The organism is Anaerolineae bacterium, from assembly GCA_013178015.1.
In the GTDB taxonomy this organism is placed as follows: domain Bacteria; phylum Chloroflexota; class Anaerolineae; order DRVO01; family DRVO01; genus Ch71.
The window spans coordinates 1-12,201 of the sequence record JABLXR010000078.1; the positions used below are offsets into that span (position 1 = coordinate 1).

Annotated in this window: 11 protein-coding genes; 1 reads left to right on the forward strand and 10 read right to left on the reverse strand. The window is 66.7% G+C overall.

Annotated elements, in window-relative coordinates; genetic code table 11:
- Positions 1-492: 492 nt before the first annotated feature.
- Entirely contained in the window at positions 493-1,284 is a 792-nt protein-coding gene (fdhD, locus tag HPY83_18810; GenBank protein NPV10001.1) for a formate dehydrogenase accessory sulfurtransferase FdhD, read from the forward strand.
- 102 nt (positions 1,285-1,386) lie between these two features.
- Here fdhD and hypE read toward each other — a convergent pair whose 3' ends face one another.
- The 10 genes from hypE to nuoE all read right to left on the reverse strand — a co-directional run bounded on the left by hypE (position 1,387) and on the right by nuoE (position 11,763).
- Positions 1,387-2,442, reverse strand: a complete 1,056-nt coding sequence (hypE, locus tag HPY83_18815; GenBank protein NPV10002.1) for a hydrogenase expression/formation protein HypE — start codon at positions 2,440-2,442, stop codon at positions 1,387-1,389.
- Entirely contained in the window at positions 2,406-3,500 is a 1,095-nt protein-coding gene (gene hypD, locus HPY83_18820) for a hydrogenase formation protein HypD (GenBank protein NPV10003.1), read from the reverse strand. Before hypD ends, hypE begins: the two co-directional genes overlap by 37 nt.
- On the reverse strand, positions 3,500-3,724 hold the full coding sequence (locus HPY83_18825) for a HypC/HybG/HupF family hydrogenase formation chaperone (GenBank protein ID NPV10004.1): 225 nt from the start codon (positions 3,722-3,724) through the stop codon (positions 3,500-3,502). Before HPY83_18825 ends, hypD begins: the two co-directional genes overlap by 1 nt.
- Positions 3,725-3,758: 34 nt before the next feature.
- Positions 3,759-4,319: a hydrogenase maturation protease gene (locus tag HPY83_18830; protein NPV10005.1), complete on the reverse strand. Its 561-nt coding sequence runs from the start codon at positions 4,317-4,319 to the stop codon at positions 3,759-3,761.
- Positions 4,312-5,736, reverse strand: coding sequence for a Ni/Fe hydrogenase subunit alpha (locus HPY83_18835; GenBank protein NPV10006.1), 1,425 nt, complete (start codon positions 5,734-5,736; stop codon positions 4,312-4,314). The genes HPY83_18830 and HPY83_18835 overlap by 8 nt, the downstream gene beginning before the upstream one ends.
- A 27-nt stretch (positions 5,737-5,763) precedes the next feature.
- Entirely contained in the window at positions 5,764-6,303 is a 540-nt protein-coding gene (locus tag HPY83_18840) for an NADP oxidoreductase (protein ID NPV10007.1), read from the reverse strand.
- Between the two features lie 27 nt (positions 6,304-6,330).
- On the reverse strand, positions 6,331-8,043 hold the full coding sequence (locus tag HPY83_18845; protein NPV10008.1) for a molybdopterin-dependent oxidoreductase: 1,713 nt from the start codon (positions 8,041-8,043) through the stop codon (positions 6,331-6,333).
- A 37-nt stretch (positions 8,044-8,080) separates the two neighbouring features.
- On the reverse strand, positions 8,081-10,861 hold the full coding sequence (locus tag HPY83_18850; GenBank protein NPV10009.1) for an FAD-dependent oxidoreductase: 2,781 nt from the start codon (positions 10,859-10,861) through the stop codon (positions 8,081-8,083).
- The gene (locus HPY83_18855) at positions 10,746-11,132 is read right to left on the reverse strand and encodes a (2Fe-2S) ferredoxin domain-containing protein (GenBank protein NPV10010.1); all 387 of its coding nucleotides are present in this window, start codon (positions 11,130-11,132) and stop codon (positions 10,746-10,748) included. The genes HPY83_18850 and HPY83_18855 overlap by 116 nt, the downstream gene beginning before the upstream one ends.
- A 136-nt stretch (positions 11,133-11,268) precedes the next feature.
- Positions 11,269-11,763: an NADH-quinone oxidoreductase subunit NuoE gene (gene nuoE, locus HPY83_18860; GenBank protein NPV10011.1), complete on the reverse strand. Its 495-nt coding sequence runs from the start codon at positions 11,761-11,763 to the stop codon at positions 11,269-11,271.
- Between the last annotated feature and the right edge of the window lie 438 nt (positions 11,764-12,201).

A 12,201-nucleotide genomic window follows, 5' to 3' on the forward strand; every position in this document is an offset into this window, starting at 1 on the left:
AGCCGCGCCAACCCCTCCAGCAGGCTTTCCTCCCCTGTCTCATCCACCATCGCCCCAACCTCAGCCTCAGATTGCCACTAGCATAACATAACTGGCCGCTCCTGTCAGAGCACTGAAAAGCCCTGGCCTGGAACTAGGGCTTTCTCAAAGTCGAACCAGCGTTGGGCGAGCTGCCACGTGGCGCTGGCCAGGAACCACGGCCGGCCAGCGAGCAGGCGAGGAACAGAGGCGATACAGCATCCGATAGCGCCCAGACTGGCTCTGATAGGCATCTCTCGTCGCTTGCCATGGGACTTTGAGAAAGCCCTAGCCTGGAACGTGCCCGAACACGCCCAAATCGGTTATGTTTGGGGGACAGGCGCAGAGGCGACTGGAGGCCCGTGATGGGCACCGGCCGGATAGTGGGCTCGGACGGGTAGCCAAGGACGAACGTTCGCTCGCCCATCCCTGGCTTCCAGTCGCGGTTGCGAAGCCACCCTGAGGAGGGCCGTGGTGCAGGAAGTGGGACGCGACCTCGAATGCCGCGTAGTCACTCAGACTGAGCTGCAGGGCGAGCCGGGAAGCCGCGTACAGCAGGAGCGTTGGCGGGTGCCAGTGGAGTCCCCCCTTACCCTCTGGGTCAACCACAGGCGCTGGGTGACGCTCATGTGCACGCCGGCCGCCCAGAGGCAGTTGGCTCTGGGCTTCGCCTACTTCGCCGGGCTGTTCCAGGACTTGGGCCAGGTCCTCCTGCTGCATGACTGCCCAGACGACCCCAACCGCATGGAGATGGTCCTGGCTCACGAGGTGCCCGACCTCCCGGCCGGCAGCCTGATCACCTCGGGCTGCGGCCAGGGAGTCTCGCCTGAGCAGGTATGGCCAGACTACCGGGTCCCGAAGGTCAGCCCGTGGTCGCCCTCACAGGTCCGAGATGCAATGAGGCAGCTACAGGAGGGGTCGGTCATCCATCGGAGCGTTGGAGGCACCCATGCATCGGGCTTGAGCGATGGTCACTCCATGCTGGCGCTCTACGAGGACATCGGCCGGCACAACACGGTGGACAAACTGATGGGTCATGCGCTGCTAGTCGGGCAGGATACGGCCGGGCTGGCTCTGGTCACCAGTGGGCGCATCTCCTCCGAGATGCTGTACAAGGCAATACGTATGCGGGCGTCCATCGTGGTTTCGCGCACCGCGCCCACAGACGTGGCCATCGAGATGGCCATCCGCTATGGGCTGACCCTCATCGGCTACGCACGGGGGAACCGGTACACGGTGTTCGCCGGGCCCAATGGCTCCGCCTGACCGCCCGGAGGTTGGAGCTCGCCTTCGGGGGTCATCAGGTCGGCGCCGGACGCACAGCCTTGGGCCGATCGGCCTCTCGCCGCTGCCCTCGCTGGCCCGGACCTAACAGATGCGGGGCAGCAGCTCTCCGGCGGGCAGGTGCACGATCCTGGAGGTGCCGTACGGAGTGAGGGAGACCACCCGCCCTGGGTGCTTTTCCGTAACACGCCCGACCACTGCGGCGTCTCGGCCCAGAGGATGGCTGTTCCAGGCTCCCAGAGCCGCGGCTGCGTCCTCCGGTGGCACCACCACCACCATCTTCCCCTCGTTAGCAATGAAGAGAGGGTCCAGCCCCAGTAGTTCGGCGGCGCCACTAACCTCGGCACGTACGGGCAGCGATTGCTCCTCCACCTCTATCCCGTAGTTTGCCCCCTGGGCCAGTTCACAGAGCACGCTCCCCAGGCCACCCCGAGTGGCGTCGCGCAGCCACCGCACGTCCACTTCGGCATCGAACAGCGACTGGACCAGCCCGTGCAGGGGAGCCACATCGCTCACCAGGTGCGCCGACATACTGATCCCCTGCCGCGCCAGCATGACCGCCACACCGTGGTCGCCCAGACAGCCACTCACCAGCACCCGATCCCCCGAACGCACCCGCTGCCGCCCCAGGCACCTGCCCTGCGGCACCCATCCCACGCCGGAAGTGTTCACGTAGGCGCCGTCGGCTAGCCCCTGCGGCACTACCTTGGTGTCTCCCGTCACCACTCGGATGCCTGCGGCAGCCGACCACTCCGCCATGGAGCGCACTAGCCGCTCCAGCGTGTCCAGCGGGAGCCCCTCCTCCAGAATCCAACCGGCGGCCATCCACAGGGGCCGAGCGCCTGCCGCTGCCAGGTCGTTGACAGTGCCGCACACCGCCAGTTTGCCTATGTCACCGCCGGGGAACTCGAGCGGAGACACCACGTACGAGTCGGTGGTGAACGCCAGCGCCCCGCAGGCCCCGTCCAGGCCGTCCGCAGAAAGCACGGCCGAGTCTTCCAGGCGGGCCAGCTCAGGGTCCAGCAGGTAACGCAGAAAGACCTCGTGCACCAGCCGGCGGGAAAGCTCTCCTCCGCTTCCGTGGGCGAGGCGTATCCGCTCGCTCACCCCGCTTCCCTCAGCAGGTAGTGAGCGGAGCAGGCCCCTTCCGTGGACACCATACACGGGCCGACCGGGCTCTCCGGGGTGCACGCCGAGCCAAACAGCGGGCACTGGGAGGGCTCGAGGACGCCCCGCAGCACCTCTCCGCACCGGCAGCCCGCTGGCTCGCGGGACTCCAGCTTCGGAAGGGCGAGTCGCGCCCCGGCATCCAGGTCGGCCAGCTCCGGCCGGAAGTGCAGGCCACTCGCTGGCACCACACCTAGCCCCCGCCAGTCCGCGTCCACCACCTGGAAAGCCTGTTCCATCACCGCTAGAGCCCGACTGTTACCCCCATCCGACACCGAGCGTCGGTAGCAGTTGGCCACCTCCGGCCGCCCCTCCACCACCATCCGCACTAGCTCGGCCACGGCCAATAGCAGATCGGCGGGCTCGAAGCCCGCCACGGCACACCCGAGGCCGTGTTCCTCGGGAAGGAAGCGCCAGGCCCCCGCCCCGATGACGGTACTCACGTGCCCCGGCCCGATCACTCCGTCCAGTCGTACCTCCCCGGCGTCGAGCACCGCCCGCATGGCCGGCGGGGTCAGCTTGTGTAGGGACAGCACGCTGTAGTTGGTGATCCCCTGTCTCTGCGCCTGTAGCACCGTCGCCGCTACCGCGGGAGCGGTGGTCTCGAAGCCCACTCCCAGAAAGACCACCTGCCGTCCCGGGCAATCCACTGCCAGCCGGAGGGCATCGGCCGGGGAGTAGACCACACGCACGTCCGCCCCCAGAGCCCGCGCCTCCTGGAGGCTGCCCTCGCTGCCGGGCACCTGCATCATGTCGCCAAAGGTGACCACAGTCACCCCGTCCCTTCCCGCCAGCGCCACGGCTCGATCTACGTCCCCTTGCGAAGACACGCAGACGGGACAGCCGGGCCCGGACACCAGGCGGACGTTCTCCGGTAGCAGAGAACGCAGGCCGTGGCGAGCGATGGCGTGCGTGTGGCCGCCACAGAACTCCATAAACTGCATCTCGCCCGCGCCGTGAGCCAGGCGGCGGATACGCTCGGCGAGGGCCGCGCAGGCGGCAGCGTCGCGGAAATCGGAGAGGTAGCGCATCACTGGCCTTGTGAGTCGGCCAGCTCACGGAAGAGCGAAAGCGTAGCCTCGGCTTCCTCCCGATCCAGCACGCTGATGGCAAACCCGGCGTGGACTATGACGTAGTCGCCCTCTTGGGCCTCGGGGGTGAGCAGCAGGCTCACCTCCCGCTCCACTCCGCCCAGATCGATAGTCCCGGAATCATCACGCTTCTGCTTCAACAGCACCGGAACCGCCAGGCACATCACACACCATCCTCTGACCGCGATCTGACCACCCTTACTGTATCACGTCCGACCTCGTCGCGCAGGCCGCCGAACCCTCCCCAACCGAATCCAGGGTTGCACTCACTTGGCCTCTCGCCAGCCGAAGGCACATCTCCGCTGCCTCGGGCACCAGCGCAGCCAACTGCCGGCTGAGTCCAGCCCCGAAGTCGAAGTCGAGCCCAGCAACCGAAACTACGAACGCCTCCGGCGCGGCACCGTACAGCGCCCGGGCCAGGGCCACCAGTTCAGCCGGCCGCATGTCGTGAGTCAGCAGCCGCGAACCCGACGGCTCGCCGCCGACCCGCTCCACCCGGACCGCTTGCTCTCCCGATATTCGGGCGTCCACGATGATCACCCGGCGATATCGGGCCACCAGGTCGGCCAGGTCGGACGACAATTGAGGCAGGAAGATGGCATCCACCTCCTGCCCCAGGTCATCGGTCCCATCGTCGGTCAGGCCGAGAGGACTACGCTCCAGTCTTCGGCGCGCCTCGTTGACCACCGACCAACCGAAGCCGTCGTCCCGGCGGCTGGCGTTGCCCAGTCCTAGAATGAGGCTCCGTCCCTCAGCCACGCACTGCCCGATCGAGAATCCGCCCGTCCGCCGCCAAGAGCGTCACCTCCAACGGCATCTGCCCCAGCGCGTGCGTGGAGCACGAGAGGCATGGGTCGTGGGCGCGTATGGCCGCTTCCACTCGGTTTAGCATGCCTTCGCTGAGGTTCCTGCCGTCAACATAGGCGCGGGCCACCTCCTCCACCGAGCGGCTCATGGCCCAGTTGTTATGACCGGTGGCGATGATGAAGTTGACCGACGTGAGCCTGCCGTCCTCGTCGGTATGGTAGTCGTGGAACAGAGTACCTCTGGGTGCCTCCAGGCATCCCACCCCGTGCCCAGTGATGGCAGCTGACGGGGCATACAGGTCGTTGGACATGATGTCGGGGTCGTCTAGCAGCTGGCCGATCCGCTCTAGGGCGTACAAGGCCTCCACCAGCCGGGCGTAGTGGTAGTAGAGCGTGCCCTGAACCGGGCCGCCGCCATTGAGCGACTTCCACTCCTCCAGCTGCTCTTGCGCCTTCGGCGTCCCGATCCGCTCACACACGTTGAGGCGCGCTAGCGGACCCACCCGATAGGTGCCCTCAGGCCAGCCCAGCTTCAGGGAGTAGGGAAACTTCAGGTATGTCCAGTCCTCTACCCTCTCCCCGATATGGTCCAGGTAATCACGCGGATCGAACTGAACCACCTGCGCCCCTTGGCAGTCTATCAGGCGCACCTGCCCATGGTACAGCTCCAGTTCGCCGTTCTCTCCCACCAGTCCCATGTAGCCGCAGGGGAAGGAGGCGAAGCTCTCGGCGTAGTCCCGGTGCTCCTCCAACCATGCCTTGGCGATGCCGATACCGTCCAGCACATCGCTGATGCGTTCTTCCAGCTCGCCCAGCATAGCGTCGCGCGCCGCCGGAGTCAGTGCCGAATTCACCCCTCCGGCCACCGCGAACTCCGGGTGCACCCGCTTCCGGCCCAAGGCTGAGATCACGTTCTGGCCGTACTTGCGCAGCAGCACTCCCTTGAGAGCCACCTGCGGGTGATCCTCGATCAGCCCCACCACGTTGCGCCTGGCTGGCTCGGCGTCGAAGCCGAGGAGCAGATCCGGCCCTGCCAGCTCGAAGAAGTGCATGGAGTGCGATTGCACCACCTGCCCCATGTGCATCAGCTCCCGCAGCAGGGTGGCGGTGCGCGTGGGAACCACGCCGTTGATAGCATCGCCCGCCTTAGCCGCCGCCAAGTGGTGGCTTACGGGGCAGATGCCACAGATGCGAGGCGCAATCTGAGGCATCTCAAAGTACATCCGTCCCCGGCAGAAGCGCTCGAACCCACGGAACTCGTTGACGTGCAAGCGCGCCTGCCGCACCTTGCCCTCGTCATCCAGGGTTATTGACACCTTGGCGTGTCCCTCTATCCGGGTGACAGGCTCGATCATTATCCTCTGTACCATCAGGTCTCTCCCGGGCCGGCTCGATCGTCAGTCGTAGTTGAGCCTGGACTCATCGAGCGCAGGGATGCGCCCTTCGGCCAGCTCGTTCAGCACATAGAAGATCACCTCCGGGCTGGGCGGGCATCCGGGCACGTACACGTCCACCTTCACCACCTCGCCCACAGATCGGTCCGGCAATGGTCGCATGATCTCCGGTGCCCCTGGGATGAGACCCTCGACGGTGCTGGGGTTGTCTCGGTAAGCGGCCTCCAGCGCTTCCGACAGGGGCCAATGGTTGCGCATCCGGATGATGCCGCCAAACACGGCGCAGTCGCCGCACGCAACCAGAATGCGCGACCGCTGCCGCATGCGCCTGGCCACGTGAAGGTTGTCGTCGTTGTTGACGGCGCCCGTGAGCAGGCCGACGTCCACTCCGGACTCGGGCGGCACCTTGAGGTCGGTGAGCGGGCTGGAGGTCAACTCCACCTTCTGCAGCAGCTCGATCAGCTTCTCGTCAATATCCAGAAGCGACATGTGGCAGCCAGCGCATGCCGCCAGCCAATCCGTCGCGATCTTGGGCTTCATCAGCATCCCCTCCCTGCTAGGGGCGCACCATCAGTGGGCCGCCTCAGCCAGTCTCTCCAGAGCCAACAGAACCTCCCGGTCGTCCCGCGCCCACGGTGCCGCAGGCACCGCCTGGACCATCCGCCTCAGGCGACCGTCGGCCCCGGTGAGGTGACCCGCCTTCTCGCTCCAGTGCAACGCCGGCAGCACTAAGTCGGCCGCCTCTGTCAGGCTGGTGCGGTAGCAGGACTGAACCGCGGTGAAGGCCGCCCGACGAATCAGCAGGTCCGTGCTCAGGCTGTCAGCAGCGTACACGTAGAGAAGCTCGGCCTCGATCGCCCTCCCGTCCGGCTTCAGCCCCCGCGCCGCTGCGCCCATGGCGTTCACCCCAGCAGGAAGGCCCAGAAACGCTGCGCCCCGCCGCTCTGCCAGTGCCTCCAGCAAGTCGGGGCTCGCTTCCGGGCCGTAAAGAACTACCAGCGGGGCCAGCGTGCCCAGGCTCTCCTGCAACTCCTCCACCCCGGGCCCAGCCAGCCGCACCGCCGCTCCGCTCAGACGTGTGGCCCGACAATCGGCCAGTATCAGCCGAGCACCCCGGTCGCGGGCTCGCCTCATGAAGCAGGCCGCCACCTCGTGCTCATCGTCCAGGTCGGCCGCCAGCGCCAGGACGGCCGCCGCATCCTCGACAGCAGCCAGGTCGGCGACCTCACCCGGGGCAGCAGCCACCGGAGCACCGTCAAATAGAGCCAGCCTCGCAGCCCGAGGGCCGAAGGCGGCCACGAAAGCATCCAACTCCTCGTTGGTGGCGCGGGCGGACGCCACAGCCGCCACTGCTCCCTGTGGGGCTGCTGAGAGCCGCTCGCCCAGCAGGCCGAGTGCCTCCTCCCACGTGCACGGAACCAATCCTCCCCCGACGCGTCGCAATGGCGAGCGCACTCGCGGGGCCGTGACGTAGAGGGGCGCGAATCGGCCCTGCCGGCAGAGCAGCCCCCCGCTGGTCGCCCCCTCCCAATCGCTCTCGATACGTATCACCCTGCCCGACCGCGTCCTCACCACGATTTCGCAGCCCAGGCTGCACTGCGCGCATACGGTGCCGACCCGCTCCAGGTCGGCGTCGCCTCCCATGTAGGCACTGCGCCGGTCTACCAGGGCTCCGGTCGGGCACACGTCCAGGCAGCTGCCACAAGAAATGCACGAAGACTGGCCGAAGGGCACGTTGAGATCCGCTACCACTAGCGACTGCGCCCCGCGCTGGCCCATGTCGAGGGTGTGCACCCCGGCCACCTCACTACAGGCACGGATGCATCGCCGGCAGAGGATGCAGCGATTGTGGTCCATGACGAAGTATGGCCGGGACGCATCCACCGTGTAGTTCTTGTCCGGCCGGGGATACGTCCAGTGGTCCAGCCCGTGCTCATAGGCGAGCGTCTGCAGATCGCACTGACCGTCGGCGGCGCAGTACATGCAGTAGTGGCCCCGCTCGGAAAACAGGAGCTCCAGCACGAACCTCCGCGCCCGTACCACCTTCTCGGAGTGCGTGTGGACCCGCAGGCCGGGCGACACCGGGAAGGTGCAGGCAGGCTGAAGCTGGCCACGAGGTTCCACTTCGACGAGGCACATCCGGCACCCACCCGAGTTGCTGAGCGCGGGGTGATGGCACAAGGTGGGAATGGAGATCCCAGCCGCCCTCGCCGCCTCCAGGACGGTGCTCCCCGGCTGGGCCTCTATCTCTCGGCCATTGATGTACATGGTAAGGGCCGCCATCAGACCTCCTGATAACCTCTCGCCACCTCGGGCGCTCTCACAGCACCGGCTCCCGGCTGGACTCCTGGCGCCGCTTCTCCATCAGCGTCTGCCAGTCGAGATCACAGCGCAGGCACCGCCTGCACTCCTGTCGCGCCGTACTCTCGTCCCACACGTCCTCGACGCGAATGCCGCGCCCTCGAGGCCCAGGTGCCTCAGCGTAGGCAGGCTCGGCTCGCCTGGCATCCACGTACTCCTCAGGCCGCCAGGCAGCCTCAGGCACCACGTAGTCCATGGGGAATCGCACCCGTGTCGCCTCTCCCGTCCGCAGGAAGTGGTTCACCGTCGCTGCCACCTTGTTGCCCTCAGCCACCGCCTCCACCACGGAGGAGTGCCCGATGACGGCGTCGCCGGCGGCGAACACGCCGGGCCGAGACGTCTGGAAGGCCCGATCCGTCACGATGCTGCCGTCGTCGGTAAGCTCCAGACCCATGGCCCGCAGCTCCTCCGGCCCCGGCACGTCCAGGCCCCGCTTCTTGCGCGTCCCCAAAGCCAGGATGATGGCATCGTACCCACCGGTGTCCTGCAACTCGTCCAGAGTGAAGTCTCTTCCCAGAACCGAGTTCTGGCGCAGGGTGACGCCGGCCCGCATCACGTTGGCGATCTCAGCCCGCAGCACATCTCGCGGCAGGCGATGCTCGGGGATACCCACCACCATCATGCCGCCCGCTTCCTCCAGGGCGTCGTACACCGTTGCCGTGAACCCAAACTGCGCCAGCCTCAGCGCTGCCGTCAGTCCGGCCGGTCCGGCGCCCACCACCGCTACCCTCTCCGGCCGGTCGTCGCCCAACCGAGGAGGATCCCATTCCTTCATCGCGGCGCTTTCCGCCATGAAGCGCTTGATGCCGCGGATGGCCACTGGCTCGTCCAGTTCCCCGCGGCGGCAGTGCTTCTCGCAGTAGGCAGGGCAGACGCGCCCGCACACTACGGCAAAGGGGTTGGCCCGCCGGTGGACGTCCAGGGCCTCGTCATACCGCCCCTGAGCTGTCAGCGTCACGTAGGCAGCGACGTCCACACCCGCAGGGCAGGCGCTGATGCAGGGAGCCACCGTCATCACCGCGCACTTTCCGGTGGGGCAGCGGCCGTCCTCCACGTGGGCCAGGTATTCGTCCCGGAAGTATCGAAGCGTGCTCATGACCGGCGACGGGGTGAGCTGCCCCAGAGCACAGAGGGAGGCGTCCTTCATCTCCTCAGCGATGCGGGGCAGGGCCTCCAGATCCTCGGGAGTACCCTCGCCCTCGGTTATCCGCCGGACCACGTCGAGCATGCGCTGCCCCCCGACCCGGCAGGGAACGCACTTGCCGCAGGACTCGGCCGAGGCGAACTCGAGGAAGAACCGAGCGAACTCCACCATGCAGGTGTCTTCGTCCACCACGATCATCCCGCCCGAGCCCATGGTGGCCCCCGCCGCGGTAAGGGAGTCGTAGTCAATGGGCGTGTCCAGAAGCGATGCCGGCAGGCAACCGCCCAAGGGGCCACCCGTCTGCACCGCCTTGAACTTCTTGCCTCGGAGCATCCCTCCGCCGATGTCGAAGATGATCTCCCGCATGGTGATGCCCATCGGCACCTCGATGAGCCCGGTGTTGTTCACCTTCCCGGTGAGCGCGAACACCTTCGTGCCCTTGCTCCTCTCCGTACCGATGGAAGAGAACCACTCCGCCCCCCGGACTATTATCGGGGGCACGTTGGCCCAGGTCTCCACGTTGTTGATGTTGGTCGGCTTGCCCCACAGCCCCGACACGGCCGGGAATGGAGGCCGTGGCCTGGGCTCACCTCTCCTGCCCTCGATGGAGGCCATCAGCGCCGTCTCCTCACCGCAGACGAAGGCGCCCGCACCCTCCTTGACGTGCAGGGTAAATGAGAAGCCTGAGCCCAGCACGTCCTCGCCCAGCAGACCATACTCGGTCGCTTGCTCTACGGCATGCCGCAGGTTGCGCACCGCCAGGGGGTACTCCGCCCGGCAGTAGACGTAGCCTTCGTCGGAGCCTATGGCATAGGCCCCGATCAGCATGCCCTCGACTACGCTGTGGGGGTCGCCTTCCAGAATGCTGCGGTCCATGAAGGCGCCCGGGTCGCCCTCGTCGGCGTTGCAGACCACGTACTTTTTGTCCCCCTTGGCGCTGCGGGCGAACTCCCACTTCAGCCCGGCGGGAAACCCGGCCCCTCCGCGACCGCGCAGGCCCGCCCGCTTCACCTCCTCGATCACCTGCTCGGGCGTCATCTCGGCCAGCACGCGGGCCAGCGCGGCGTAGCCATCGCGGGCGATGTACTCCTCGATGCTCTCCGGGTTGATGATGCCGCAGTTCCGGAGCGCCACCCGCACCTGCTTGCCGTAGAAGGGGATGTCGCCGTAGCTGGCCAGAGCGGCATGCGCTTCGGGCTCGCGGTAGGCAAGCCGTTCCAGCACCCGCCCCCGCACCAGCGCCTCCTCCACCAACTCCTCTACGTCAGCAGGCGAGACCCGGCAGTACAGCACCCCCTGCGGGTACACGGCCACCACTGGGTCCATGCCGCCGAACCCCCGGAAGGCCGTCTCGGCCACCCACACCTGGTCGTCCAGCCCTCGCCGGTTCACCTCGGCACGCAATGCCGTCAGCGTGTCCAGGCAGCCAGAGGATCGGCACCCGGCCCCGGCGCATACCAGAGCCTGGGCCCTGTAACCCTCACGCATCAGTTCCTCCCACGTCGAGCCGGCCCACCACCCACTCCTCGACCACGCCGCCGTTGACAAGATGCTCCTCGATGATGCGCGGCACCCGGTCGGCAGACACATTGCCATAGGTGATCCGGGGCCTTCCTGCCTGCTGTATGTCGAGCAGAGGCTCGTTGTAGCACATGCCAATGCAGCCTACTGCGTCTACCGTAGCCTCTATGCCGCGGCGTTCCAGCTCCTCCAAGACCGCTCGCATCGTGTCCCGAGCACCGGCAGCGATGCCGCAGGTGCCCAGCCCCACGATGATGCGGGTGCCGCAACCCCGACAAATCCGTACGTCCTCCCGGACCCGTTCCTTCAGAGCCCGGAGCTCCTCGATCGAGCCTATCCTGGGCATCGCAAGCACTCCTTCATCAGCTCTCGCCCCCGCCTGCACGCTGCGATGATGCGGCTCCTCCATGCGAGCGCTCTCGCTCTCCACTGACTTCCGCTGGTGGCGCCGGCACTCCCGCATGGCTACGGGGGAGGAGACCTCAAGTACGCTGGCCGGGGCCCGTCCCGTCCAACTCCCTCACCACCTGTACCATCTTCTCCGGAGTCATGCCCCCCATCACCCGTCCGTCCACTACAGCCACCGGGGCCAAGGCGCACGAGCCCAGGCAGTACACTACCTCCAGAGTGAACTGGTGGTCGTCCGTGGTCTCGCCGGCGCCGATGCCGAGGAGATTCTCCAGAGCCTGCACAATCTTGGGCGTCCCTCGAACGTGACAGGCGGTTCCGTCGCAACAGCGTATGACGTGGCGGCCCCTGGGGCTCAAGTAGAACTGGCTGTAGAAAGTGACCACGCCGTAGACACGGCTGAGTGGCAGCCCCAGCCGTGCGGCGACGGCCTCCAATACCTCTCGAGGCAGATAGCCATACGCCTCCTGCGCCCCCTGCAGGACGGGTATCAGTGCTCCCGTTTCCTCGCCGTGCCGGGCGAATACGCCCTCCAATGGGGCCAGATCCACCGTCGTCTCAGCCTTCATTCCCTCGCCTCACGCCTCGCATTCCCTGAGCCAACCATCCCGGCACCACGCCGCCCCTATCACCCCCGTGGGGCTCACCGGCCCGGCGCCGCACCCCCTCACCATGCCCGCACAGCGTCGACACCACCGCTCGGCCCCAGAACCCCAGCCGGGAGCCGCCAGGTTCCATCACAAACCCCGCATCCGATCGCTTACCAGGAAAACGCCTGACTCGCAGGGATTCATCTCCCCTGTCCGTCAGGCAGACCGCTTAGTGAACGCGGTCACAATCCGCAGCCACAATAGCACAGAGAGCGCGTGCGAGCAAGAAAGCGCATCCTATCATCTAAAATCCTACCGAGCGGGTATCGTTCCCTCAATTGATAATCCTACTGGGGGGAGCGATGTCTGCGAGGGAGAAGATGAGTCGGCAGTCCCGTGAGGAGTATCTCAAGGTGA